Consider the following 24380-nt stretch of genomic DNA (forward strand, 5'->3'; position numbering starts at 1 on the left):
CCCGGCGTCCTGCCGGGTTACCCACGCTCCAAAGCCTGCGTTCGGCCAGCGTGGTTTAACGGGGCGCCTAAGATCAAGATCAAAATCAAAAGCAAGAGCACAGCGGCCTCCCGGCCGGCTTGAGTGTTTAGAAGCAAAATCAAAAGCTAAAGCGGGCACGGTCAAATGTGGGAGCTGGCTTGCCTGCGATAGCATCAACTGGGTACACCTGATGCACCGAGGTGTCTGCATCGCAGGCAAGCCAGCTCCCACAGAAAAGCAGCTCTGTTTTCGCTCTGGCTTTTGATCTGGCTTTTAACACTCAAGCCGGCCGGTAGGCCGCTGTGCTCTGCTTTTGATCTGCTTTTGATTTTGATCTCGGGCCCCGTAACCACGATGGCCGCAAGTAGGCACGGTGGAGCGGGTAAATCGGCAGGGATGCCGATTTAGCCGCGCCGGGCCATGGATGGCCCGTCGCGGCGGCCCGCGGAATCGGGCCGGGGGGCGGGCATGCCGAGCCTAGGCGAGGCACCGAGTGGTGGGGCAAAGACCTTTTGGTTACTTTTGGGGCGTTTGCCAAAAGTGACCCGCTGTAAGAGCGGAACCCTAAGCGGCCGTTACCGCAGCAACGGATATGTACACCGTCCATTACAAACAACTCAAACCCCACACAACGAACGCAACAACCCCGTATCCAAATGCCGCTCTACCAAATCCGCCAACCGCTCAATATCCCGCTCCCGCAACCCGTGATAATCCACCTCTTGCACATCTTCCAACCCGGCCCAACGCAACAAAGCACTACAGGCCGCCGGAGCCTCAAACAACCCATGCAAATAGGTCCCAAAAATCTGCCCATCCTCACTCTGAGCCCCATCCCGACGCCCATCGTCCAACTGCACCGCAGCCCGCACCAAACCAGCGCCACTGGTAACGCCCGCGTGGATCTCATACCCACTCACCTCGGCATCCTCCAGCAACAACCGCCCGCGCACATTACGCAGCTGCTTCTCCTCCTCCAGGGTCGTACTGAACGCCAACAACCCCAACCCCGCACTCGACCCGCAAGGCCCTTCCAACCCGAGCGGGTCATGCACCTGCTCCCCAAGCATCTGCAACCCACCACAAATCCCCAGCACCTTCCCGCCATAACGCAGATGCCGCGCCACCGCCGTGTCCCACCCGTTGGCCCGCAAATACGCCAAATCACTGCGCACACTCTTCGAGCCCGGCAAAATAATCAGGTCCGCCGCAGGAATCGCCTGCCCCGGCCCCACAAACTGCAAATCCACCTGCGGATGCAACCGCAACGGATCAAAATCCGTGTGATTACTGATCCGCGGCAATACCGGCACCACCACCTTGAGCACTTGCGCCGCCTTGTCGATCTGGCGCTGGTCGATACCGTCCTCCGCCTCCAGATGCAGATCCATCACATACGGCAGCACCCCCACCACCGGCTTGCCCGTACGCGCCTCCAGCCAATCCAGCCCCGGCTGCAACAGCGCGATATCGCCGCGAAAGCGATTGATGATGAAGCCTTTGACCCGCGCCTGTTCGGTGGGTGACAACAATTCCAGCGTGCCCACCAAGTGCGCAAACACCCCGCCGCGATTGATGTCGGCAATCAGCAGCACCGGGCAGTCCACCGCTTCGGCAAAGCCCATGTTGGCAATGTCATTCGCCCGCAGGTTGATCTCGGCCGGCGAACCCGCGCCCTCGACCATCACCACCGGATACGCCGCACTCAACCGCGCATGAGAGGCCAGCACCGCCTGCATCGCGATGGCTTTGTAATCGTGATAAGCCACGGCGTTCATGGTGGTCACGGCGCGCCCGTGGATAATCACTTGGGAGCCTGTGTCGCTGTTGGGCTTGAGCAGCACCGGGTTCATGTCGGTGTGGGGCGCCAGGTTCGCGGCCTGGGCCTGCACCGCCTGGGCTCGGCCGATTTCCCCGCCTTCGGGAGTCACGGCGCTGTTGAGTGCCATGTTCTGCGGCTTGAAGGGCACCACCGGGATGCCCTGGCGCACCAGCCAGCGACACAGCGCGGTCACCAACGTACTTTTGCCCGCGTCGGATGTGGTGCCCTGCACCATCAAGGTACTCATGAGGCTTCCCTGTAGGCGCTCAGCGCCTGTTCCAGCCGTAACCAGTCGGCCTCGGTATCCGGCAGGCCGAAACGCAAGCTGCTGTTGTCGACAAACAGGCGCAGCAAAATACCGCGCTGAGCCATGAATTCATGCAGCTGTTCTGCGCGGTCCGTGATCATCCACTGAAACAACCCGCAGCCGCCCTGAGGTCGCAAGCCATGGCGTTCAAGCAGGTCAAACAGACGCTGGCTGGCCGACTCGCAACGCAGCCGCTGTTGCGCATGGCCGACGGTATCGCGCAGGCAGACTTGCCCAAGCACCCGCGTCGGCCCGCTGACGGCCCACGGCCCCACCTGTTCGGCGAGCAGCTTGAGCAGATTGCGCTCAGCCAGTACGAAACCCAGCCGCACGCCAGCCAGGCCGAAGAACTTGCCGAACGAGCGCAGCACGATCAGGCCGACTTGATGGGCCTGGCTTGCCAGGCTCAACTGCGGGGTGATGTCCATAAAGGCTTCATCCACCACCAGCCAGCCACCGCGCTGGGCCAAGCGTGCATGCCAGTCCAGCAGGCGTTGCGGCGTCAGGCTCAGGCCGGTGGGATTGTTGGGGTTGACCACCACCAGCACGTCGAGGCTCTCGAGGAAGAAGTCGACTTCCTGCTCCAGTACTTCGCGCACGATGTACCCGGCGCGACGCCAGGCTTCGGCGTGTTCGGCGTAACACGGCGACAGCACACCAACCTTGCCCGTCCGGCGCAGGCGCGGCAATAACTGGATCGCGGCCTGGGAGCCGGCCACGGGCAGTACGTGGGTCGCGCCGTAATATTCGCAGGCGGCCTGTTCCAGGCCGTCATCGGTTTCAGGCAGGCGCGCCCAGGCCCGCAGCGGGATGTCCGGGATCGGAAACGGCCATGGCGCCAGGCCACTGGACAGGTCCAGCCAATCGGCCTCTGCAATACCGTAATTCAACGCCGCCTTGCGCAAGCGGCCACCGTGCTCAAGCATAAAACTCAGCCCCCACACACAGGATCAGCAACCACAGCCACACGCCGCGCTGCACCAGTTGCCAGCCGCGCTCGATGGAGTCCGCATCCGCGGGCGGCCCTTCGCCCAGTTGCGGGCGCTGGTGCAGCTCGCCGTGATAAATCGCCGCGCCACCCAGCTCCACCCCAAGGGCGCCAGCCCCCGCCGCCATCACAGGGCCAGCATTGGGGCTGTCCCAGGTCGGGCCCTGGGTGCGCCAGCATTTGAGGGCCAGGCGGCTTTTGCCCAGCAGCGCGTAGGTCAACGCCACCAGGCGCGCCGGAATGTAGTTGAGCACATCGTCGATCTTGGCCGCAGCCCAGCCGAAACGCTCAAAGCGTTCATTGCGATAGCCCCACATGGCATCCAGGGTGTTGCTCAGACGATAGAGCACCACGCCGGGCACGCCAGCGACCACAAACCAGAACAGCGCCGCAAATACCGCATCGCTGCCGTTTTCCAGCACCGATTCGGTGGCCGCACGGGCAACTTCAGTGCGGTCCAGCTCGCTGGTCTGGCGACTGACCAGGTAGCTGACGCGTTTGCGCGCTTCGTCCAGGTCATCGCTGCGCAGCGCTTGCGCCACCGGCAGCACGTGTTCGCCGAGGCTGCGCATGCCGAGGGCGCAATACAACGCAAGGATTTCCAGGACCCAACCGATGTAAGGCGCCCACGAGAGGGCCGTGGCCAACAGGGTCAGCGGCACCACCGCGATCACCCAGGCAGTGACGCCATGGCTGCGCCAGCCACGGCCGCCGGAGTTGAAACGCTGCTCGATGCGCCCGGCAAAATTGCCGAACGCCACCAGCGGATGCCAGCGCCTGGGCTCGCCCAACAGCGCATCCAGCGCCACCGCAGCGACACTCAGCAAGGCCACACTCATTGACTCACTCCCCAAACATTCTCATACAGCATGTCACTCAGTGGCCGTGGTTCGGTCCAGCCTTCGAGCTGCAACATCGGTGCCGGGTAGAACTCGGTCACCGGGCCCAGGCACAACACAGCCAGCGGCTTGGCGCCGGGCGGCAGGCCCAGCAGGTCGGCCAGGGCCTGGGGCTCGAACAGCGAGACCCAGCCCATGCCCAGCCCTTCGACGCGGGCTGCCAGCCATAGATTCTGGATCGCACAGGACAACGACGCCATGTCCATTTCCGGCATGGTGCGGCGCCCGAAGATATGCCGTTCGCGATCGTCCATCAACGCCGCCACCAGTACTTCGGCGCAGTCGTTGATGCCTTCGACCTTGAGCTTCATGAACTGGTCGGAGCGCTCGCCAAGGGCCTCGGCGGTGCGTACCCGTTCTTCTTCCACCAACTGCTGGATCTGGCCGCGCAGGTTGCGGTCGCTGATGCGGATAAAACGCCAGGGCTGCATCAACCCGACGCTGGGCGCCTGGTGGGCGGCTTGCAGCAGGCGGTGGAGCAATTCAGGCGCGACGGCGCCGCCGCTGAAGTGGCGCATGTCGCGGCGCTCGGCGATGGCGCGGTAGACGGCTTCGCGATCGGCTTCCGGAAAGGCGTTGTCAGTCATGGCCTCATCGCGGGCAAGCCCGCTCCCACCGTAGATGGCGTTTCAACTCGGTCAAGTGTGGGAGCAGGCTTGCCTGCGATGGCGGCCTCAAGGCTTGGCGCAAACAAGGCAGCCACCGCCGTCGGGTTGGACGGGAAGTAAAAGTGTACGTAGGAAGCCGTCATCCGGCCCTGACGATAAACCGCCTCGGCGCCGCGCCCTCCATTAGGGCTCAGGCCCCGGGCAATCGGCTGCCACTCGGTGCTGGTCAACGAATGATGGTAGGTGTGGCCGCGCAACAGGCCTTCGGGCAGTTCGACGTTTTGCAGCGCCAGTGCCGCCAGGCGCTTTTGCATCACGGCATCGCCCTGGAGCAGGCCCACCAGTTCGGCACGGGTACCGTCGACATCGGTGAGCGAATCCAGCAGATAGAGCATGCCGCCGCATTCGGCCAGCAGCGGCTTACCGGCAGCGTGATGGGCGCGGATGGCGTCCAGCATCGCGGTATTTTCCGACAGCGCCTGGTGATGCAGTTCCGGGTAACCGCCGGGCAGGTAGAGGCTGTCAGCTTCGGGCAATGCGCGGTCACGAATCGGCGAGAAGAAGCACAGTTCGGCGCCCATCGCCCGCAGCAGGTCGAGGCTGGCGCCATAGGTAAAGGCGAAGGCTTCGTCACGGGCCACGGCGATGCGTACGCCGGCCAGTAACGGCTCAGTCTCGATCACCTCGGGTGCGGCGAACTCCACCGGCGGTGGCAGCGCTACCTCACAGCTGCTGCCCAAGGCTTGGGCGGCGGCGTCGAGGCGCAAGTCGAGGTCGTTCAGTTCACTGGCCTGCACCAGGCCGAGGTGGCGGCTGGGCAACTCGATGCCGGTGTCTCGGGACAGTGCGCCGTACCAGCGCAGGCCTTCGGTGAGGCTGCCTTCAAGCAGTTGCGCATGGCGCAGCGTGCCGACACGGTTGGCCAGTACGCCGGCAAACGGCAGGTCCGGCTGGTAACGCGCCAGGCCCAATGCCAGGGCGCCGAAGGTCTGGGCCATGGCCGTGCCGTCGATCACCGCCAGTACCGGCACACCAAAGTGCCGCGCCAGGTCGGCGCTGGAGGGCGTGCCGTCGAACAGGCCCATCACGCCTTCGATCAGGATCAGGTCGGCTTCCCCCGCCGCTTCCCACAGCAACCGGCGACTTTCCTGCTCGCCCACCATCCACATGTCCAACTGATAGACCGGCGCACCACTGGCGCGCTCGTGGATCATCGGGTCCAGAAAGTCCGGGCCGCATTTGAACACCCGCACCTTACGCCCCAGGTTGCGGTGCAAACGGGCGAGAGCGGCGGTGACGGTGGTTTTGCCCTGGCCGGACGCCGGCGCGGCGATCAGCACAGCAGGACAGTGACGGGGCTGATTCAAAGTTCGATGCCTTTCTGTGCCTTGATACCGGCCTGGAACGCATGCTTGAGCATGCCCATTTCCGTCACGGTGTCGGCCATTTCGATCAATTCAGATTTCGCGCCACGGCCGGTGACCAGCACGTGTTGCATCGGCGGGCGGGCCTGCAGGTCGCTGAGTACCTGGTCCAGGTCAAGATAGCCGTGCTTGAGGGCGATGTTCAGCTCATCCAGCACCACCAGGCCGATGGCCGGGTTCTGCAGCATTTCCCGGGAGACCGCCCAGGCGGCTTCGGCGGCCACGATGTCGCGCGCACGGTCCTGGGTTTCCCAGGTAAAACCTTCGCCCATTACGTGGAAGCGCACCTGCTCGGGGAAACGGCGGAAGAACAGTTCTTCGCCGGTGCTGTTGCGGCCCTTGATGAACTGCACCACGCCGCACTGCATGCCGTGGCCCATGGCCCGCGCCAGCATGCCAAAAGCAGAACTGCTCTTGCCTTTGCCGTTGCCGGTGAGCACCAGCAGCAACCCGCACTCGTTCGGTGAATTGGCAATGCGCTCATCAATCACGGCTTTTTTGCGCAGCATGCGCGCCAGGTGGCGTTCGTCACGATCGGGGGATTCAGTCATGGCAGCTCTCCGTTGGGGCTGGACAAAAACGGCGGGCAGGAAAAAGACACATACAGACAGCCAAGCATCGCCCACCGTGATGCTGTTGGATGGATCAGGCCGGTCTCCGGGCTCATGAGTGGCATTGGATGCCGAGGGTGCGCCTTCCCATATCGCGGGCGATACAGTGGCTTAAGGCACCGTCTTGACTCATTTACCGTTGCGGGGGCAGCGCCGGGATCGTGGCGGCACTGTAGAAAAATGCGCTCACTCACCGGCTTCCCTGTTTCACTCAGTCGGCGCGTACGCCACAGAGCACCTGAAACAAGCCGCGAAGGTTAGTGGGTTGGGGGTGGAGCGTCAATTAAAGCCGGACATGCGCGTGAACCATCGAGCCGCTACACGCCTCTACCCTACAGGTATTAAGGAGAAAACCATGCACAAGACCCGACTTGCCCTACTGATCATGGTCGCCGGCACCCTCGCCGCCTGTGGCGAAAGCTCTACCCTGCAAGTGTCCGACGGCACCGGGCCCTCGCCCAAGCTGCCGGAACCGAATAAAACCCTGATCCCCACGGTAAACATCGCCCCGGCCATCGGCTGGCCCGAAGGCGCCAAGCCGACCCCAGCGGCAGGCACCCAGGTGGCCGCGTTTGCCGAAGGCCTGGATCACCCGCGCTGGCTGTACGTACTGCCCAATGGCGATGTACTGGTGGCGGAAACCAACGCACCGCCCAAGCCAGACGATGCCAAGGGCATTCGTGGCTGGGTGATGGAAAAAGTCATGGGCCGTGCCGGGGCCGCCGTGCCCAGCCCGAACCGCATCACCCTGCTGCGGGACGCCGACCACGACGGTGTGGCCGAAACCCGCACGGTGTTCCTGGAGAACCTGAACTCGCCGTTCGGCATGACACTGGTGGGCAACGACCTGTATGTGGCCGATTCGGACAAATTGCTGCGCTTCCCTTATCAGCCAGGGGAAACCTCGATCAAGGACGCCGGCACCACCGTCACCGACCTGCCAGGCGGCAGCATTAACCATCACTGGACCAAGAACGTGATCGCCAGCAAGGACGGCAGCAAGCTGTACGTCAGCGTAGGCTCCAACAGCAACGTGGGGGAAAACGGCCTGGAAGCGGAGCAAGGCCGCGCCGCGATCTGGGAAGTGGACCGCGCCACCGGCCAGCACCGCATCTTCGCCTCCGGCCTGCGCAACCCCAACGGCATGGCCTGGGAACCGCAAAGCGGCAAGCTATGGACGGCAGTCAACGAGCGGGATGAAATCGGCAGCGACCTGGTGCCGGACTACATCACCTCGGTCAAGGATGGCGCCTTCTATGGCTGGCCATTCAGTTACTACGGGCAGCACGTGGATGGGCGCGTGAATCCGCAGAACCCGGAGCTGGTGGCCAAGACGATTGCACCGGACTACGCGGTGGGTCCGCACACAGCCTCCTTGGGACTGACCTTTGCCGAGGGCAGCAAGTTACCGGCGCAGTTCAGCCATGGCGCGTTTATCGGCCAACATGGTTCGTGGAACCGCAAGCCCCACAGTGGCTACAAGGTGATCTTCGTGCCGTTTGAAGGCGGCAAACCGAAAGGCCAGCCGGTGGATGTGCTGACCGGCTTCCTCAACAGCGATGAGAAAGCCATGGGCCGTCCGGTCGGTGTGGTGATCGACAAGCAGGGGGATTTGCTGGTGGCGGATGACGTGGGGAATAAGGTGTGGCGAGTGTCGGCGGCTAAATAGCCAACTTCGCAAACACCGCAAAACAAATGTGGGAGCGGGCTTGCTCGCGAATACGGTGGATCAGCCGACAATTAGGTGACTGACACACTGCATTCGCGAGCAAGCCCGCTCCCACATTTGGTTTCGTGTTTTCCTAGGGGTTTCGTGCCAGGTGCTCGGCCGGCAACACGCGCTTGGCGCTCAGGTAGGCGTTCTGCCAATAGGCCTTGGACAATGTGTCCAGCTTCACCGTACCGCCGGTTTGCGGCGCATGCACAAAGCGGCCTTCACCTACGTAGATCCCGGCGTGGCTGACCTGCGAGCCGCCGCCGGTGGCGAAGAAGATCAGGTCGCCGGTCTGCAGGTTGTTTTCGCTCACGTCCTGGGCGCGCATCACGATCAGCTCGCGAGTGGTGCGTGGCAGAGAGATGCCTGCCGCGTCACGGTAGACGAAACCGATCAAGCCACTGCAATCAAACCCCGAGTCCGGCGTGTTGCCGCCCCAACGATAAGGCGTGCCGACCAGGCCCAGCGCACGAAAAAGCACGTCTTCGGCCGCAGGCGAGAAACTTTGGGTGGCGTAGGTATTGAACACCGGCTTGGGCTTGACGGCCACGGGAGCCGGCGGAGGACGGCTTGCGCAGGCGCTGAGGAGCGCGGCGCAAACAAGAAGAATTAGGCGGGCCGAGGTCGACATGGGCAGAACAATCCTGATCTGGATGCGGCTTTCGCTGCCGAACGTTGAAAAACAGAACGCGCAAGCAAAGCTCGCGCGATCAATTTACAACAATGTCCAGGGATTCTAGCGCTTACACGTCAAACTTCAAGTATCACTTTAACTTTACTTGCTAGCGGTAACGGTAGTCGGGGCCATCGCCAGGGCGCGCTTGGCTTCGATGAAGGTTTTGCTCCAGTAGCTGTCGCCCAGGTTGTCGACTCGCACACCACCGCTGCGGCGGCTGCTGGAGTGGATAAACTGGTTGTCGCCGAGGTAGATACCGGCGTGACTGACGCGACCACGGCCAGCCGTACTAAAGAAAAGCAGATCACCGGGCTTGAGGTTGTTTCGTGCGACCAACGGTGCATCCACGTTGATCATTTCGCGGGTGGAGCGCGGCAGATTCATGCCAGCTTCCTCGCGGAACAGGTAGCCGATGAAACCGCTGCAGTCGAAACCGGCTTCAGAGGTACCGCCGAAACGGTAACGGGTACCGATCAGGGACATGCCGCGTTCGAGAATGCTGTCGGCCAGAACTGGAAGCTGGTAAGGCTTGGCGCCGGCGAAGTCGGCGAGTTCTTTTTCAGTTGCGATCTCTTCCTGATAAACAGTGGAAGACTGCGACGCAACGAATTTTGCCTGGGACTGCTGTACTGGTTTTTGCTGCTCAGCCACGTTTTGAGTGTGGGTGGCGCAACCAAACAACAGGGTAACGAGTGCGAGAGGCACGAGGGGTGCGAAGCGATTTAGCATGGGCACGACCGTGGCTGATGTGTAAAGAAGCCGAGACTATGCCTTCTATCACATCCATTTGCAAATTCAATCGTGATCTATGTGACTTCTTGTTTGAACGATGACATCTAAGCCCTTAACACCCCATGGACCCCATTTGCGTGGCCAAAACGGCCAAAACGCAGGATTTCTGGCGCCTGGAATTTGCCGAAAACCGCGATTTTAAAGGGCTGGCTACCAGCCGAGGGTTTCCTTCAGGAAGGGAATGGTCAGCTTGCGCTGGGCCTGCAAGGAGGCCTGATCGAGCTGTTCGAGCAAGTCGAACAGTGCACTCATGCTGCGGGTGCCACGGGTGAGGATAAAATGCCCGACTTCATCCGTCAGGTGCAATCCACGGCGGGAAGCACGCAGTTGCAGGGCACGCAATTTGTCTTCGTCGGACAATGGGCGCATCTGGAAAATCAACGCCAGGGTCAGCCGTGACTTCAAGTCCGCCAGGTTCACCGGCAGCTCACGTGGAGAGGTGGACGCGGCAATCAACAAACGCCGACCACTGTCCCGCAAACGGTTGAACAGATGGAACAGCGCCTCTTCCCAATCCGCCCGCCCCGCTACCGCCTGCAAATCATCCAGGCACACCAGTTCGTATTGTTCAAGGTTGTCGAGGATCTCGATACCGCGATCCAGCAGCTCCGCCAGCGGCAGGTACACCGCCGGTTCACCCATCTGTTCGAAGCGCAGGCAAGCGGCCTGTAACAAGTGGGTACGCCCCACGCCGTCCTTGCCCCAGAGGTAGATCAGGCTTTCGGTCCACCCGGCGTCGGCTTCGCAGAGCCGCTCGACATAGCCGAGTGCAGCGGCATTGGCGCCTGGGTAGTAATTGATAAAGGTGGCGTCGTCACGCAGACGCACACCTAGGGGCAGCTGAATCGGTTTCATGCTGACTGAACGGTTCCAATCGAACCGTTAGTGACCTCTGTGTAAAGTTTGCAAAGTTTATACCCGTGACGCCGGGCGCACAATGCAGCAGACCACAAGCAAAATCAAAGGTTTGCGTTAACTTGTTGGATTTGGTGAAGATTGTTTGACGCAATGGCGAAACGCCAGAGCCCATAAAAGACAAACCCGGCCTTGAGCCGGGTTTGTGATACTGCGGTTACAACTCCGGTTCGTCGACCCCGGAGTACATGTCCGAGTCCTTGTACAGGTCGTGCACATGGCGCACCAACACCATGATCACCGCCGCCACCGGCAGCGCCAGCAGGATCCCGGTGAAGCCGAACAGCTCGCCGCCCGCCAGGATCGCAAAGATCACTGCCACCGGGTGCAGACCGATCCGGTCACCCACCAGCAACGGCGTCAGCACCATGCCTTCCAGGGCCTGGCCGACCATGAACACCGCGACAATCCCAAGCATCGGGTACAGGTCGCCGTGGAACTGGAACAGCCCGGCCACCAGCGCCGCACCGATACCAATCACAAAACCCATATACGGCACGATGGCCGCCAGCCCGGCGATCAGGCCGATCAACAGCCCCAGCTCCAGACCAATAGCCATCAGCCCCGCCGCATAGATGATCCCCAGCGCCAGCATCACCAGCAACTGGCCACGAACGAAGGCGCCAAGCACCTCATGACACTCCTCGGCCAGGGAGACGATGCGCTCCTCACGGTCGCGTGGCAGCAGGCCGCGGATCTTGGCCATCATGATGTCCCAGTCCCGCAGCAGGTAGAACGCCACGACCGGGATCAGCACGAGGTTGGTCAGCCAGCCGATCAGCGCCAGGCTTGAAGCCGTGGCCTGGCTCAACACCACGCCGACGATGTCAGTGGTCTGGCCCATGTGCTCACTGATGGCGGCCTTGACCTTGTCGAACTTCCAGAAGCCATCTGCCAGCCCCAACTTGGCCTGCGCCCACGGCATGGCCGTGTGTTGCAGCCAGTCGAGCATCTGCGGCGCCAGTTCATAGAGCTTGAACAACTGCTTGGCCAGCATCGGCACCAGCACCAGCACCAGCGCCGTGATGATCAAAGTGAACAACGCAAACACCGCCACCACTCCCCAGGTACGTGACAGGCCGATCTTTTCCAGGCGATCCACCACGGGATCGAACAGATAGGCCAGCAGCAACGCGACCAGAAACGGCGTCAGGATCGAATGCAGCAGGAACACAAAAACGCACAGCAGGACGACCCCGCCAATCCACACCCAACGACGCGTATCCGCCATAAACCCTTCCCTCTGTTATTTGCTTCCTGCTTCTATATAAGAAGGAAGGTTTACCAATGAAAACGTAGTTGCGGCGTCGGCTCGACCGGCGCCGGTTGTGCACCTTCCACCACCGGCTGCGGAGCCGGCGCTTCACCCGCCGGGATTTCTTGCAACTTGGCCAGGCTCAACTGGGTGCGCAACTGCTCGGCGCTGCCATTTACACGATAGACGATGCGAGTGCCATCCACCCGCACCGGCTGGGCACCGAACGGCTCCAGCAGGTGACCCAGGGCGGCGTAATGTTCCAGGTTCATGCCCTGCACTTCCAGCAACTGATCGCTGGTGGCAGCGCCGGCCTTGACCGCAAAGCGCGGGGCCAGGCGTTCGCTGACAGCCAGCAGCACGGCGTCGGCCAGCGTGGCGGTGTCAGTACCGGTGGCGGTGCCCTGCTCACTTTTATCGCCCAACCACAGGCGCCACTTGGCCGACCATTGGCCACCGTCTTCGCGGGCATGCACCGCCAGCAAGGCGTCGGCGCCATAACGTTCGGACGCGGCACGCAGTGGCGTGGCGTCGGGGCTTTCAAGATTCGGAGCGGTGGCGACGATTTGTTCGTCCAAATCACCCAACGGCAGGCGCAAAGGCAACCCACGGTGCTGGGCCGCGCGGCGCAACGGCTGGGCGATGGCTTGGCCATCGCCTACCAGGCTGCTGCCGTCGACGGAGTCGTTCAGCCACCAACCGAGGATCGACGGCCGATTGCTGCCCCACAGCGCCAGGCCTGCGCCACGCAGGGCGCGATCGGTACTGACGGGGTCGAAATCCACCTGCAGGCTTTCCGGAGGGCCTGCGTCGTAGCCGTACTGGCTGATGATCTGTTGCGGGTCCTTGCGAATGGCCGCCAGGCCTGGGCCATCGGCGGCCTTGGCGTCGCCGGTCAGGCGGATCACCAGGGTTTGCAGGGCACGCTGGGTAGCCTGGTCACGCTCCTGGGGAGACTGGCTGCTGACTGGCTCCAGCACTTGATAGAGGCCATTGAGGGTTTCGGCATGACTCGCCAGGCTGACCAACGACAAACAGCCCACAAAAAAATATTTACTCAGACCCATGAAAGAAGATTCCCGAACGGCAAAATAAGCGGTTGGAACAGACCGCGTGAACACTGTTGAGCAAGGCTGTGACCACAGCGACCGGCAAAACATTCACAGGGTCTCGGTAAGTTTTTGTACTGTCATAACGATAGCGAGTTAAAGGCTATACCTTAATACGGCCCGTGACCGACTCGATTAGCAATTTTTTAACAGCTATTGCCCCTGCCCGTCGGCCCGAGGATGGCCGCTGCCCCTCAAGCCTGATAAAATCGCGCGCCTTCGCAGACCGTCAATGGCAGGCCATGCTGAAACTTCAGGTTTCGGTATACCCGCCGCATTCGGTCGTTACCCCTGAATCCCCCCTAAAGGCCTGGATCATGAGCAAGCAACCCTCCCTGAGCTACAAGGACGCCGGTGTAGACATCGACGCCGGTGAAGCATTGGTCGAACGCATCAAGAGCGTCGCCAAGCGCACTGCGCGCCCCGAAGTCATGGGCGGCCTGGGCGGTTTTGGCGCCCTCTGCGAGATCCCGGCCGGCTACAAGCAGCCTGTATTGGTCTCCGGCACCGACGGTGTGGGCACCAAGCTGCGCCTGGCACTGAACCTGAACAAGCACGACAGCATCGGCATCGACCTGGTTGCCATGTGTGTGAACGATCTGGTGGTGTGCGGCGCCGAGCCACTGTTCTTCCTTGACTACTACGCCACCGGCAAGCTCAACGTCGAGACCGCGACCCAAGTGGTTACCGGCATTGGCGCTGGCTGCGAACTGTCCGGCTGCTCCCTGGTCGGCGGCGAAACCGCTGAAATGCCAGGCATGTACGAAGGCGAAGACTACGACCTGGCCGGTTTCTGCGTCGGCGTTGTCGAAAAATCCGAAATCATCGACGGCTCCAAAGTCGCCGCCGGTGACGCCCTGCTGGCCCTGCCATCGTCCGGCCCGCACTCCAACGGCTACTCGCTGATCCGCAAGATCATCGAAGTGTCCGGCGCCGATATCGAAACCATCCAGCTCGACGGCAAGCCTTTGACCGACCTGCTGATGGCCCCGACCCGTATCTACGTGAAGCCGCTGCTCAAGCTGATCAAGGACACCGGCGCAGTCAAGGCCATGGCCCACATCACCGGTGGCGGCCTGCTGGACAACATCCCGCGCGTACTGCCTAAAGGCGCCCAGGCGATTGTCGACGTGGCCAGCTGGCAGCGCCCGGCAGTCTTCGACTGGCTGCAAGAGAAAGGCAACGTCAACGAAAGCGAGATGCACCGCGTGCTGAACTGCGGCGTGGGCATGGTCATCTGCGTGGCTCAAGAGCACGTTGAAACCGCGCTGAACGTCTTGCGTGAAGCCGGCGAGCAGCCTTGGGTCATCGGTCAGATCGCCACCGCTCCTGAAGGCGCGGCTCAGGTTGAACTGAAGAACCTTAAGGCGCACTGATGCCTGCAACCTGTGATGTCGTGGTGCTGCTCTCCGGCACCGGCAGTAACTTGCAGGCCCTGATCGATAGCACGCGTACCGGCGACAGCCCGGTACGCATCGCTGCGGTGATCTCCAACCGCAGCGACGCCTACGGCCTGCAACGCGCCAGGGACGCGGGTATCGACACCCGCTCCCTGGATCACAAGGCCTTCGAAGGTCGCGAGGCCTTCGACAGCGCCTTGATCGAACTGATCGACGCCTTCAACCCCAAACTCGTGGTACTGGCCGGCTTCATGCGCATTCTCAGCGCTGACTTCGTGCGCCACTACAACGGGCGACTGCTGAATATCCACCCGTCCCTGCTGCCCAAATACAAAGGGTTACACACCCACCAGCGTGCCCTGGAGGCCGGCGACACCGAGCACGGCTGCAGCGTGCACTTTGTTACCGAGGAACTCGATGGCGGGCCTCTGGTCGTACAGGCAGTAGTTCCGGTAGAGTCTGCGGACTCTGCGCAGACGCTTGCGCAACGGGTTCACACCCAGGAACACAGGATTTACCCGCTGGCTGTTCGCTGGTTCGCTGAGGGGCGGTTGATTCTTGGCGACCACGGTGCATTATTGGACGGTCAGTTACTTGCGGCCAGCGGCCACTTGATTCGAACCTAGGAGACTTTATGCGTCGCGCCCTGCTCTTCGCCTTTGCGCTGTTCGCCTTGCCTGCCGTGCAAGCGGCAGACCTTCACCCTTTCTCCGCGAGCTACACCGCCGACTGGAAACAGTTGCCCATGAGTGGTTCGGCAGAACGTAGCCTGACCAAGAATGACAACGGCAGCTGGACCTTGAATTTCAAGGCTTCCATGATGATCGCCAGCCTGACTGAAACCAGCGTGATTCGTTTCGACAAAGATGCCCTGCAGCCGGTGAGCTACACCTTCGAACGCGGCGGCCTCGGCAAGACGAAGAAGATCAACCTCGACTTCGATCAGACGGCCAAGAAAGTCACCGGCTTTGAAAACAAGGACCCGGTCAACGTGGCCCTTCAAAGCGGCATGCTCGATAAGTCGACTTACCAGTTGGCATTGCAGCGCGATGTTGCCGCCGGCAAGAAAAGCATGAGCTACAACGTCGTCGAAGGCACTGATGTCGACACCTACGACTTCCGCGTGATCGGCCCGGAAAAGGTCCAGACCAAAGCCGGCTCCATCGATGCAATCAAGGTCGAGCGCGTGCGTGACCCGACTCAAAGCAAGCGCATTACCCAAATGTGGTTTGCCAAGGACTGGGGCGGCATCCTGGTTGCCCTGCGTCAGGTCGAGACCGACGGCAAGGAATACAACATCATGCTGCAAGACGGTACCGTTGACGGCAAGGCTGTCAAAGGCAGCTGATCCTCAGCACAGTGAAAGAGCCCCGCGCATGCGGGGCTTTTTTTCGCCTGTCACCTGACGCCAACATGAAACTTTTGTCATATAACTCAGCGCCCTGCGACGCAATGTCGCGGTTTCCGTGGGCTCGGGCGATTACTGCAAATCCTGTAAAGGTGTGTTGCAATTCCTGGTTATTTACTTAGCAAGCTAACAAATCATATAACAAAGGCCTGCGACGCCTTGCCGCAGATCAACCAGAGATTGGAGCAAGCAGATGACTGTAAAAGTAACTGAACGCGACGATGAACATATGTCCCATGAAGCAGTAGCCCACGGGATTCACATCTGGGATGTACACCAGCAAGACCTGCTGGTCGGCATGTTTCACGACGAGACCGAAGCTCATAATTATAAAAACGAGCTCGAGACCCTTGAGATGAAACGCCAGGCGCAAAGCTCCTGAAACTCTGAAATCCTGTAGGTAGCCAGCCCCACGCAGCTGGAATATCTAAAAACACAAACCCCGCCTTTTGAGCGGGGTTTGTGTTTTTGGGGGTTGGGGGTTGGGATTTTGGGGGCGCTTCGCGCCCCAGCGGGAGCAAGCTCCCTCGCCACAGCAAGCTTACTCACCACAGCAAGCTCCCTCGCCACAATGTGGTTTCTAACGCATTACCACATCAGATCGTCAGGGATCTGGTAGGCGGCGTACGGATCATCCTCATCCGGCACCTGGCTTTCGGTCAGGACGTTCATCTGGACAATACGCTCCGGCGCCCGCTCCTGGATCTTCAGCGCGGCTTCGCGCGGGATTACCTCGTAACCGCCACCGTGATGCACGATCGCCAGGGAGCCGTTGCTCAGCTTGTTACGCATCAGCGTGTTGACCGACAGGCGCTTGACCTTCTTGTCGTCCACGAAGTTGTAGTAGTCCTCAGTGGTCAGCTTGGGCAGGCGCGAGGTTTCGATCAGTTGCTTGACCTGGGCAACGCGGGCCTTGGCCTCGGCTTTTTCCTGCTGCTGACGGTTCAGCTCCTGATCACGCTTAACCTTCTCGGCATGGGCTTCGATAGCCAGGCGCGCCTGGCTATCGTCGGCTGCGACCTGGCCTTTATGCACTAGCCGCTGCTGTTTCTGTTTCTCTTTGCCGACCTGCTTGGCCTGCTTTTGGTTGACCAGGCCTGCTTTGAGCAACTGGTCGCGAAGGGAAATGCTCATGGTGCTTACTCACTTGGGCAACGGCTCAGCCGCAGCTGGACAGATTCTTTTCCTGGCGTTTGGCTTCGCCCCACAGGGCGTCCAACTCTTCGAGGGTGCAATCTTCTATGGATTGGCGTGTGTCGCGCAATGCCTGTTCGATAAATCGGAAACGTCGTTCGAATTTGGCGTTGGCTAAACGCAAGGCCGCTTCCGGGTCGACCTGGAGGTGACGGGCCAGGTTGACCGCCGCAAACAGCAGGTCGCCCACCTCATCCGCGATGGCTGCCGGGTCGTTATCGGCCATGGCCTCCAGCACTTCATCCAGCTCTTCGCGTACGTTATCCACCACCGGCAACGCGGCCGGCCAGTCGAACCCCACCTGCCCGGCGCGCTTTTGCAATTTGGCGGCACGGGAAAGCGCCGGCAAGGCTGTGGGCACATCGTCCAGCAAGGACAGTTGCTCCGGTGCGTCGGATTTTTCCGCACGCTCCTCGGCCTTGATCTGCTCCCAGCGTTCCTTGACCTGTTCTTCACTCAACTGCGGGATGTCCAGCGGCGCATACAAGTCGCCGGTGGGGAACACATGCGGGTGACGGCGAATCAGTTTGCGGGTAATGCTGTCGATCACCCCGGCAAATTCAAAGCGCCCTTCTTCCCGCGCCAGCTGGCTGTAATACACCACCTGGAACAACAGGTCGCCCAGCTCACCTTGCAGGTGATCAAAATCCCCGCGTTCGATGGCATCGGCGACTTCGTAGGCTTCTTCCAGGGTGTGGGGGACGATGGTGGCGTAGGTTTGCTTGATGTCCCACGGGCAACCGTATTGCGGGTCGCGCAGGCGGTTCATCAGGTGCAGCAGGTCTTCAAGTGAATACATCAGTCTCTTTCCGCAGAAGTGGGAACGCTGAAGATCAACTGTGGGAGCGGGCTCGCTCGCGAAGGCGGTGTGTCTGTCAAATATCAGGCAACTGACACGACGCCTTCGCGAGCAAGCCCGCTCCCACATTTTAGTCCGCGCTCATCCAGCTACTCATGGTGTCCGATTGCGCCGGGTCTCAATGATGTTCGGCAGCTGGGAAATACGCCCCAGCAACCGCCCCAACGCGTCCAGCCCCGGAATCTCGATGGTCAGGGACATCAATGCGGTGTTGTCCTCTTTATTCGAGCGGGTGTTGACCGCCAGCACGTTGATCCGCTCATTGAGCAGCACCTGCGACACATCGCGCAGCAGGCCGGAACGGTCGTAGGCACGGATGACGATGTCCACCGGATAGGTCAACACCGGCACCGGGCCCCAGCTGACCTGGATGATCCGCTCCGGCTCACGCCCGCCCAGTTGCAACACCGAGGCACAGTCCTGGCGGTGAATGCTCACCCCACGTCCCTGGGTGATGTAACCGACGATAGCGTCGCCCGGCAATGGCTGGCAGCAGCCGGCCATTTGCGTCATCAGGTTGCCCACGCCCTGGATCTGGATATCGCCGCGCTTGCCCGGCTTGTAGCCGGTGGCTTTACGCGGGATCAGTTCCAACTGCTCGCTGCCACGTTCCGGCTCAACCAGTTGCTGGGCCAGATTCACCAACTGCGCCAGGCGCAAATCGCCCGCACCGAGGGCGGCAAACATGTCTTCGGCGATCTTCATGTTGGCCTTTTCGGCCAGCTTGTCGAAGTCCACCTGCGGCAGGCCAAGACGCGCCAATTCGCGTTCGAGCAAGGTCTTGCCGGCGGCGACGTTCTGGTCGCGCGCCTGCAATTTGAACCAGTGGACAATCTTCGCCCGCGCCCGGGAGGTGGTGATGTAGCCCAGGTTCGGGTTCAGCCAGTCGCGGCTCGGCGTACCGTGCTTGCTGGTGATGATCTCGACCTGTTCACCGGTCTGCAGGCTGTAGTTGAGCGGCACGATGCGCCCGTTGATCTTCGCGCCACGGCAGTTGTGGCCGATCTCGGTGTGCACGCGGTAGGCAAAATCCAGCGGCGTGGCGCCCTTGGGCAGGTCGATCGCGTGGCCGTCGGGGGTGAAGATGTAGACCCGGTCGGGTTCGATGTCCACCCGCAACTGGTCGGCCAAACCACCGATGTCGCCCAGCTCTTCATGCCATTCCAATACCTGGCGCAACCAGGAGATTTTCTCTTCGTACTGGTTGGACCCGGCCTTGACGTCGGTGCCTTTGTAGCGCCAGTGAGCGCATACACCCAGCTCTGCCTCTTCGTGCATCGCATGGGTACGGATCTGTACTTCCAGCACCTTGCCCTCGGGGCCGATCACTGCCGTGTGCAACGAGCGGTAACCGTTTTCCTTGGGGTTGGCGATGTAGTCGTCGAATTCCTTGGGGATGTGCCGCCACAGCGTGTGGACGATACCCAGCGCGGTGTAGCAGTCGCGCATTTCCGGCACCAGCACGCGCACGGCGCGCACGTCATAGATCTGGCTGAAAGCCAGGCCCTTGCGCTGCATTTTGCGCCAGATGGAATAGATGTGTTTGGCCCGGCCGCTGATGTCGGCTTCAACGCCGGTGGCCTGCAATTCCGTGCGCAACTGGCTCATCACGTCGGCGATGAAACGCTCACGGTCCAGCCGCCGCTCGTGGAGCAGCGTGGCGATCTGTTTGTATTGATCGGGTTCGAGGTAACGGAAGGACAAGTCTTCCAGTTCCCACTTAATATGGCCAATGCCCAGGCGGTGGGCCAGGGGCGCGTAGATGTCGAACACCTCGCGGGCGACGCGGTTGCGCTTTTCGTCGTCGGCGGTTTTCACCGCACGAATCGCGCAGGTGCGCTCGGCCAGCTTGATCAGCGCGACGCGTACGTCGTCGACCATCGCCACCAGCATCTTGCGCAGGTTTTCCACCTGGCCCTGGGTGCCCAGCACCATGGACTGGCGCGGGCTGAGGCTGGCACTGATCGCCGCCATGCGCAGCACGCCGTCGATCAGCTTGGCCACCACGGTGCCGAAACGCTGGCTGACGGTGGGCAGTTGAATATGCCCTTCGCGCACGCCGCGATACAGCACCGCTGCAATCAGCGAATCCTGATCGAGCTTGAGATCGGCGAGGATCTCGGCGATTTCCAACCCGGTGCGAAAGCTTGAAGTGCCTTCGGCCCACAGGTTCTTGGCCGCATTGTCTTGCTGTTCAGACTCACGAGCGAACTCGCAGGCTGCTTTCAAGGCTTCACGGTCCAGTGCCGGGTCGACACTGATGGCATGATCCAGCCATGCCTCGAGATTGATACTGCCGTCGGTGTTGATCGGCTGGTGTGCTCTCACCTGTACCATCTTGCTTACCTTCCCTACGACGCACCTTGAGTGCGTCAAAATCATCGCTGACCTGCTTTACAAAAAAGCTTGTGCACGCTCCCTGGCAGGTCACAGGCCCAGGAGATGCAGGCCAGTCGGATTAAACGGGCGTCCTAGCCCGCTTCAAATAACGCCATGGCCTCGACATGGGCCGTCTGGGGAAACATGTCGAGGATCCCGGCACGTTTTAGCCGGTAGCCTTGCTTGACCAACTCGACCGTGTCCCGCGCCAGCGTTGCCGGATTGCAGGACACATACACCAGGCGATCAGCCCCCAGGGTAGCGAGCTTGCGCACAACCTCCAGGGCACCATCGCGGGGTGGGTCCAAGAGTACCGCAGAAAAGCCCTGTTTGGCCCACTCCGCGTCGGTCAAAGGCTGAGACAAATCGGCCTGAAAAAACTGCACATTATGCAAATCATTGCTGACAGCGTTGTGTGCCGCCCGGTCCACCATGGCCTGCACGCCTTCCACCGCCACCACTTCCCGCACTTGGCGTGCCAGCGGCAAGGCGAAGTTGCCCAACCCACAAAACAAATCCAGCACCCGCTCGTCGGGCTTTGGCGCCAGCCATTCCAGGGCCTGGGCGACCATCGCCGCGTTGACCCCGGCGTTGACCTGCACGAAGTCTCCCGGGCGGTACGCCAACTGCAGATCCCACTGTTCCAGACGATAGCCCAAGGCCTGGTCCGGTTCGAAGGGTTGCGGCTGCCCCTCTCCATGCAGCCACAATTGCGCTTCATGAAAAGTACAAAATTCCTGCAGGATCGTCAGGTCCGCTTCGGACAAGGGCGCCATGTGTCGCAACAACACGGCGATCGACGACCCGCTGAACAACTCCACATGCCCCAACGCCTGAGGTTTGCTCAAGCGCCGCAGCATGTTTGGCAACCGCTGCATGATCGGCTGCAAGGCCTGTACCAGCACCGGGCAATCATCGATGGCGACGATGTCCTGGCTGGCCACGGCGCGAAAGCCGACTTCAAGTTTCTTCGCCTTGGCATCCCAGCGCACAGCCACGCGGGCGCGGCGGCGATAGCCGAATTCCGGCCCGCTCAAAGGCGCGGCCCACTCTTGGGGTTCGACACCGGCCACGCGGGATAATTGCTCGGCGAGCATGCGCTGTTTCAGGGCGAGCTGTTCGTCATGGGGCAAGTGTTGCAGGCTGCAACCGCCGCAACGGCCAGCGTGCACACAGGGTGCCGGGCGGCGCAGTTCGCTGGCGGTAAATACGCGCTCGGTGCGGGCCTCGACCACTTTGCCGTGGGCGCCCAACACCCGCGCTTCCACTTCTTCGCCGGCCAGGGCACCCACCACAAACCAGGTGCGACCTTCAAAGAACACGATGCCACGGCCGTCGTTGGCCAGGCGCTCGATGGTCAGGCGCTGCTTCTTGCCTACTGGAATCTGTGGGGCCCGGCTGCCGCCCGTCGGTTGGAAGCGCAGGCCTCTCTCGTGCTTGGCCATCAGTTGGGCGCGTCGAAAATGCCGGTCGACAGGTAACGGTCGCCACGGTCACAGATGATCGCGACGATCACCGCATTTTCCAACTCTTGGGACAAGCGCAACATTCCGGCCACGGCGCCACCGGACGACACGCCGCAGAAAATACCTTCTTCACGGGCCAGACGGCGGGTGGTGTCTTCGGCTTCACGCTGGGCCATGTCGATGATGCGATCAACCCGAGCGGCGTTGTAGATCTTCGGCAAATACTCTTCGGGCCAACGACGGATCCCCGGGATCGCCGAGCCTTCCATCGGTTGCAGGCCGACGATCTGGATCTCGGGATTCTGCTCCTTGAGGTAGCGCGAGTTGCCCATGATGGTGCCGGTGGTGCCCATCGAACTCACGAAGTGAGTGATGGTGCCCTGGGTCTGGCGCCAGATTTCCGGGCCGGTGGTGGTGTAGTGCGCCTCGGGGTTGTCGCCGTTGGCGAACTGGTCCAGCACCAGGCCACGGCCTTCGGCAGCCATACGCTCGGCGAGGTCGCGAGCACCTTCCATGCCTTCTTCCTGGGTGACCAGGATCAACTCGGCGCCATAGGCGGTCATCGCCGCCTTGCGCTCGGCGCTGCCGTTGTCGGGCATGATCAGGACCATCTTGTAACCCTTGATCGCCGCAGCCATGGCCAGGGCAATCCCGGTATTACCGGAAGTGGCTTCGATCAGGGTGTCGCCGGGCTTGATCTGCCCACGCAACTCGGCGCGGGTGATCATCGACAACGCGGGGCGGTCCTTGACCGAGCCGGCCGGATTGTTCCCTTCGAGCTTGAGCAGCAAGGTATTGCTGGTGTTGCCCGGCAGGCGCTGCAAGCGGACCAGCGGGGTGTTGCCGACGCAATCGGCAATGGTGGGGTACTGCAAGGTCATGGCGTATTCGCAATCCAGACTGCGGGGGCGACCATCATACCGGGAAAGGCTGGCGGGCCATATCACGCAAAGTGTGGTGCTTATCGCTTAATGGAATAAGTCAGGCGGGGCCGTGGTTTCGCTGGAACACTTCATCGCCCATCGCGGCAATTTGTCCGTCGATCAATGCCTCAAACGGTTTCAGCAGCGGCTCGAATGACGTGGGCGCTTCGAGCACCTGCAACGCCTGCACGATGGCCTCCACCGTCGACAATGCCCCGGGCCCCGGCGCCTTGCGCAACCGGTACCGGGACACGGCGCCCTCCGCCAGCGTCACTCTCGGCAGTGCCGCCAACAACGGGTTGAGGTGCAGCAACTTGCGCGCCTTGCGCCAAGTGCCGTCCGGCACTACCAGCAACAACGGTTCGTCGGATGGCGTGTAGGCCTGCAACGGTTGTGCATCCTCGGCAGGGAATAACAATCGCGCCTGATAACCCGGCGGATTCAACAACCCCTGCAAATTCTCAAACACCTCCCCCACCACCAACTGCGCATTCACCAATCCGAGCGCCGCCAGCCGCGCCGTATTCAAGGCGTGATTGACCTCGCTCGGATGCTGCAACAGCAACACCCGAGTGCGGCTATCCAGCCGGGGGATCAGCGGGCACAGGCAATGAGCAGTGGGCCGCAGGCAGCGGGGGCATTGGGGTCTGGACATGGTTTCAGGCCTGGTTGAGCTGGGCTTTAAGTAAATCGCGGAAGGTCTGGATCAGTGGTTCGCGGCTGCGGCCCCGGCGCATGATCATCGAGAACGGCGCCTGGTAACCAAAGGTCGCCGGCAACAGCACCCGCAAATCACCCTTGTCGGCCCAGGCCTGGGCGTAGTGTTCCGGGAGGTAGCCGATGTAGGCGCCGGACAGCACCAGGATCAGTTGCGCCTCCATACTTTCCACCGTGGCGGCGCTGTGCTTGAAGCCGTGGCGCGCCAGTTCGGCCTGGCTCCAGTAACCACGACCGACCATGCGTTGCTGGGTGATCACTTGCTCGGGGATGCGCCGCTCGTTGAACAACGGGTGGCGGGTGCTGCAATACAGCCAGTGCTGCTCGCGGTACAGCGGCATGTAGATCAGCCCGCTCATGCGGTTGGAGAAGGCACCGATGGCCAGGTCCAGGCGATTGTCCTGTACCCCCAACTGCAATTCGTAAGGGCTCATCACCGACAAGTGCAGATGCACCGCCGGGTGTTCCTGGCTGTAGGCGCCGATGACTTCGGCAAACGGCAGGGCTTTGTCACTGACGGTGGAGTCGAGCACGCCGAGTTTCAGGGTGCCGCGCAACTCGCCTTTCAGCGCAGCGGCGTATTGCTCGAAACCTTCCAGCTCGCCCAGCAGGCGCAGGGTTTCCTGATGGAACAGCTCGCCCTTGCTGGTGAGGCTGAACCCGCCCCGGCCGCGATGGCACAGCACCAGGCCCAACGCGGCTTCCAGCTGGCTCATGTAAGTGCTGATGGCCGAGGTCGACAGGTTGAGTTCGTGCTGGGCATTGGCGAAACCCTGATGCCGCACGACGCTGACGAAGATGCGCAGGAGTTTCAGGTCGGGCAAGGCGTTGGCCATGGGCTCTCCAGAAGCAAACATAAAACCTGTGGGAGCCGAGTTTACCTCAGGCATTAG

General features: G+C 61.5%; 23 protein-coding genes and 1 riboswitch. Of the genes, 5 read left to right on the top strand and 18 right to left on the bottom strand.

The genetic code is table 11. The features are described from left to right. Nucleotides 1-638: 638 nt before the first annotated feature. Genes D109_RS0123985 through cobO form a run of 6 tightly spaced genes read right to left on the bottom strand, consistent with a single transcriptional unit; the run spans nucleotide 639 to nucleotide 6620 of the window. Nucleotides 639-2090, bottom strand: coding sequence for a cobyric acid synthase (locus D109_RS0123985; protein ID WP_017479117.1), 1452 nt, complete (start codon nucleotides 2088-2090; stop codon nucleotides 639-641). Next, the gene (gene cobD / locus D109_RS0123990) at nucleotides 2087-3076 is read right to left on the bottom strand and encodes a threonine-phosphate decarboxylase CobD (protein ID WP_017479118.1); all 990 of its coding nucleotides are present in this window, start codon (nucleotides 3074-3076) and stop codon (nucleotides 2087-2089) included. Before cobD ends, D109_RS0123985 begins: the two co-directional genes overlap by 4 nt. Continuing rightward, nucleotides 3069-3977, bottom strand: a complete 909-nt coding sequence (gene cbiB, locus D109_RS0123995) for an adenosylcobinamide-phosphate synthase CbiB (protein ID WP_017479119.1) — start codon at nucleotides 3975-3977, stop codon at nucleotides 3069-3071. The genes cobD and cbiB overlap by 8 nt, the downstream gene beginning before the upstream one ends. Continuing rightward, nucleotides 3974-4624: a 5,6-dimethylbenzimidazole synthase gene (gene bluB, locus D109_RS0124000; protein ID WP_017479120.1), complete on the bottom strand. Its 651-nt coding sequence runs from the start codon at nucleotides 4622-4624 to the stop codon at nucleotides 3974-3976. Before bluB ends, cbiB begins: the two co-directional genes overlap by 4 nt. Then, nucleotides 4621-6012, bottom strand: coding sequence for a cobyrinate a,c-diamide synthase (locus D109_RS0124005; RefSeq protein WP_026078191.1), 1392 nt, complete (start codon nucleotides 6010-6012; stop codon nucleotides 4621-4623). Before D109_RS0124005 ends, bluB begins: the two co-directional genes overlap by 4 nt. Beyond that, the gene (gene cobO, locus D109_RS0124010) at nucleotides 6009-6620 is read right to left on the bottom strand and encodes a cob(I)yrinic acid a,c-diamide adenosyltransferase (protein ID WP_017479122.1); all 612 of its coding nucleotides are present in this window, start codon (nucleotides 6618-6620) and stop codon (nucleotides 6009-6011) included. Before cobO ends, D109_RS0124005 begins: the two co-directional genes overlap by 4 nt. Nucleotides 6621-6699: 79 nt before the next feature. Next, nucleotides 6700-6937, bottom strand: a riboswitch (cobalamin riboswitch). A gap of 98 nt (nucleotides 6938-7035) precedes the next feature. Here cobO and D109_RS0124015 point away from each other — a divergent pair. After that, nucleotides 7036-8349 carry a sorbosone dehydrogenase family protein gene (locus tag D109_RS0124015; RefSeq protein ID WP_017479123.1) on the top strand — a complete coding sequence of 438 codons (1314 nt, stop codon included), beginning with the start codon at nucleotides 7036-7038 and terminating at the stop codon, nucleotides 8347-8349. A gap of 133 nt (nucleotides 8350-8482) precedes the next feature. Here the strand turns inward: D109_RS0124015 and D109_RS0124020 are convergent, their stop codons facing one another. The 5 genes from D109_RS0124020 to D109_RS0124040 all read right to left on the bottom strand — a co-directional run bounded on the left by D109_RS0124020 (nucleotide 8483) and on the right by D109_RS0124040 (nucleotide 13099). Continuing rightward, nucleotides 8483-9025, bottom strand: a complete 543-nt coding sequence (locus D109_RS0124020) for a C40 family peptidase (protein ID WP_003210749.1) — start codon at nucleotides 9023-9025, stop codon at nucleotides 8483-8485. Nucleotides 9026-9169: 144 nt separating this feature from the next. Beyond that, the gene (locus tag D109_RS0124025; RefSeq protein WP_003210748.1) at nucleotides 9170-9799 is read right to left on the bottom strand and encodes a C40 family peptidase; all 630 of its coding nucleotides are present in this window, start codon (nucleotides 9797-9799) and stop codon (nucleotides 9170-9172) included. 213 nt (nucleotides 9800-10012) lie between these two features. Next, nucleotides 10013-10717, bottom strand: coding sequence for a DnaA regulatory inactivator Hda (hda, locus tag D109_RS0124030; protein WP_017479124.1), 705 nt, complete (start codon nucleotides 10715-10717; stop codon nucleotides 10013-10015). A gap of 217 nt (nucleotides 10718-10934) precedes the next feature. Continuing rightward, nucleotides 10935-12008: an AI-2E family transporter gene (locus D109_RS0124035; RefSeq protein ID WP_017479125.1), complete on the bottom strand. Its 1074-nt coding sequence runs from the start codon at nucleotides 12006-12008 to the stop codon at nucleotides 10935-10937. Between the two features lie 50 nt (nucleotides 12009-12058). After that, the gene (locus D109_RS0124040) at nucleotides 12059-13099 is read right to left on the bottom strand and encodes a DUF2066 domain-containing protein (RefSeq protein ID WP_017479126.1); all 1041 of its coding nucleotides are present in this window, start codon (nucleotides 13097-13099) and stop codon (nucleotides 12059-12061) included. A 359-nt stretch (nucleotides 13100-13458) separates the two neighbouring features. Between D109_RS0124040 and purM the strand changes: the two genes are divergently transcribed. The 4 genes from purM to D109_RS0124060 all read left to right on the top strand — a co-directional run bounded on the left by purM (nucleotide 13459) and on the right by D109_RS0124060 (nucleotide 16331). Continuing rightward, entirely contained in the window at nucleotides 13459-14517 is a 1059-nt protein-coding gene (gene purM, locus D109_RS0124045; protein ID WP_017479127.1) for a phosphoribosylformylglycinamidine cyclo-ligase, read from the top strand. Continuing rightward, on the top strand, nucleotides 14517-15167 hold the full coding sequence (purN, locus tag D109_RS0124050; protein WP_017479128.1) for a phosphoribosylglycinamide formyltransferase: 651 nt from the start codon (nucleotides 14517-14519) through the stop codon (nucleotides 15165-15167). Before purM ends, purN begins: the two co-directional genes overlap by 1 nt. Before the next feature lie 8 nt (nucleotides 15168-15175). Then, nucleotides 15176-15889 (top strand): DUF3108 domain-containing protein, encoded by a 714-nt coding sequence (locus tag D109_RS0124055; RefSeq protein ID WP_003210742.1) that lies wholly within the window; start codon nucleotides 15176-15178, stop codon nucleotides 15887-15889. Nucleotides 15890-16142: 253 nt separating this feature from the next. Further along, entirely contained in the window at nucleotides 16143-16331 is a 189-nt protein-coding gene (locus D109_RS0124060; RefSeq protein WP_008438187.1) for a hypothetical protein, read from the top strand. Between the two features lie 206 nt (nucleotides 16332-16537). Here the strand turns inward: D109_RS0124060 and D109_RS0124065 are convergent, their stop codons facing one another. The 7 genes from D109_RS0124065 to D109_RS0124095 form a co-directional block, all read right to left on the bottom strand. Continuing rightward, nucleotides 16538-17083, bottom strand: a complete 546-nt coding sequence (locus D109_RS0124065) for a DUF2058 domain-containing protein (protein WP_017479129.1) — start codon at nucleotides 17081-17083, stop codon at nucleotides 16538-16540. A 25-nt stretch (nucleotides 17084-17108) separates the two neighbouring features. Then, nucleotides 17109-17942: a nucleoside triphosphate pyrophosphohydrolase gene (gene mazG, locus D109_RS0124070; RefSeq protein WP_017479130.1), complete on the bottom strand. Its 834-nt coding sequence runs from the start codon at nucleotides 17940-17942 to the stop codon at nucleotides 17109-17111. A gap of 153 nt (nucleotides 17943-18095) precedes the next feature. Then, nucleotides 18096-20339 carry a GTP diphosphokinase gene (gene relA, locus D109_RS0124075; RefSeq protein WP_010176475.1) on the bottom strand — a complete coding sequence of 748 codons (2244 nt, stop codon included), beginning with the start codon at nucleotides 20337-20339 and terminating at the stop codon, nucleotides 18096-18098. Between the two features lie 134 nt (nucleotides 20340-20473). Next, nucleotides 20474-21826: a 23S rRNA (uracil(1939)-C(5))-methyltransferase RlmD gene (rlmD, locus tag D109_RS0124080; RefSeq protein ID WP_017479131.1), complete on the bottom strand. Its 1353-nt coding sequence runs from the start codon at nucleotides 21824-21826 to the stop codon at nucleotides 20474-20476. Then, complete coding sequence (gene cysM / locus D109_RS0124085; protein ID WP_017479132.1) at nucleotides 21826-22728, bottom strand: cysteine synthase CysM; 903 nt, start codon at nucleotides 22726-22728, stop codon at nucleotides 21826-21828. Before cysM ends, rlmD begins: the two co-directional genes overlap by 1 nt. 100 nt (nucleotides 22729-22828) lie before the next feature. Then, nucleotides 22829-23425: a tRNA-uridine aminocarboxypropyltransferase gene (locus D109_RS0124090; protein ID WP_026078192.1), complete on the bottom strand. Its 597-nt coding sequence runs from the start codon at nucleotides 23423-23425 to the stop codon at nucleotides 22829-22831. 4 nt (nucleotides 23426-23429) lie between these two features. Next, nucleotides 23430-24323 carry a LysR family transcriptional regulator gene (locus tag D109_RS0124095; protein ID WP_003210734.1) on the bottom strand — a complete coding sequence of 298 codons (894 nt, stop codon included), beginning with the start codon at nucleotides 24321-24323 and terminating at the stop codon, nucleotides 23430-23432. Nucleotides 24324-24380: the final 57 nt, after the last annotated feature.

Source organism: Pseudomonas sp. PAMC 26793 (assembly GCF_000313235.1).
GTDB lineage: Bacteria > Pseudomonadota > Gammaproteobacteria > Pseudomonadales > Pseudomonadaceae > Aquipseudomonas > Aquipseudomonas yamanorum.

Bases quoted from the DNA above. Each gene is read 5' to 3' on its own strand.
- D109_RS0124095 (WP_003210734.1), bottom strand. From the start codon at position 24,323: ATGGCCAACGCCTTGCCCGACCTGAAACTCCTGCGCATCTTCGTCAGC.
- purM (WP_017479127.1), top strand. From the start codon at position 13,459: ATGAGCAAGCAACCCTCCCTGAGCTACAAGGACGCCGGTGTAGACATC.
- D109_RS0124015 (WP_017479123.1), top strand. From the start codon at position 7,036: ATGCACAAGACCCGACTTGCCCTACTGATCATGGTCGCCGGCACCCTC.
- mazG (WP_017479130.1), bottom strand. From the start codon at position 17,942: ATGTATTCACTTGAAGACCTGCTGCACCTGATGAACCGCCTGCGCGAC.
- D109_RS0124025 (WP_003210748.1), bottom strand. From the start codon at position 9,799: ATGCTAAATCGCTTCGCACCCCTCGTGCCTCTCGCACTCGTTACCCTG.
- cobO (WP_017479122.1), bottom strand. From the start codon at position 6,620: ATGACTGAATCCCCCGATCGTGACGAACGCCACCTGGCGCGCATGCTG.
- D109_RS0124035 (WP_017479125.1), bottom strand. From the start codon at position 12,008: ATGGCGGATACGCGTCGTTGGGTGTGGATTGGCGGGGTCGTCCTGCTG.
- D109_RS0124060 (WP_008438187.1), top strand. From the start codon at position 16,143: ATGACTGTAAAAGTAACTGAACGCGACGATGAACATATGTCCCATGAA.
- hda (WP_017479124.1), bottom strand. From the start codon at position 10,717: ATGAAACCGATTCAGCTGCCCCTAGGTGTGCGTCTGCGTGACGACGCC.
- purN (WP_017479128.1), top strand. From the start codon at position 14,517: ATGCCTGCAACCTGTGATGTCGTGGTGCTGCTCTCCGGCACCGGCAGT.
- cobD (WP_017479118.1), bottom strand. From the start codon at position 3,076: ATGCTTGAGCACGGTGGCCGCTTGCGCAAGGCGGCGTTGAATTACGGT.
- D109_RS0124040 (WP_017479126.1), bottom strand. From the start codon at position 13,099: ATGGGTCTGAGTAAATATTTTTTTGTGGGCTGTTTGTCGTTGGTCAGC.
- D109_RS0123985 (WP_017479117.1), bottom strand. From the start codon at position 2,090: ATGAGTACCTTGATGGTGCAGGGCACCACATCCGACGCGGGCAAAAGT.
- bluB (WP_017479120.1), bottom strand. From the start codon at position 4,624: ATGACTGACAACGCCTTTCCGGAAGCCGATCGCGAAGCCGTCTACCGC.
- cbiB (WP_017479119.1), bottom strand. From the start codon at position 3,977: ATGAGTGTGGCCTTGCTGAGTGTCGCTGCGGTGGCGCTGGATGCGCTG.
- D109_RS0124055 (WP_003210742.1), top strand. From the start codon at position 15,176: ATGCGTCGCGCCCTGCTCTTCGCCTTTGCGCTGTTCGCCTTGCCTGCC.
- cysM (WP_017479132.1), bottom strand. From the start codon at position 22,728: ATGACCTTGCAGTACCCCACCATTGCCGATTGCGTCGGCAACACCCCG.
- D109_RS0124020 (WP_003210749.1), bottom strand. From the start codon at position 9,025: ATGTCGACCTCGGCCCGCCTAATTCTTCTTGTTTGCGCCGCGCTCCTC.
- D109_RS0124065 (WP_017479129.1), bottom strand. From the start codon at position 17,083: ATGAGCATTTCCCTTCGCGACCAGTTGCTCAAAGCAGGCCTGGTCAAC.
- relA (WP_010176475.1), bottom strand. From the start codon at position 20,339: ATGGTACAGGTGAGAGCACACCAGCCGATCAACACCGACGGCAGTATC.
- rlmD (WP_017479131.1), bottom strand. From the start codon at position 21,826: ATGGCCAAGCACGAGAGAGGCCTGCGCTTCCAACCGACGGGCGGCAGC.
- D109_RS0124090 (WP_026078192.1), bottom strand. From the start codon at position 23,425: ATGTCCAGACCCCAATGCCCCCGCTGCCTGCGGCCCACTGCTCATTGC.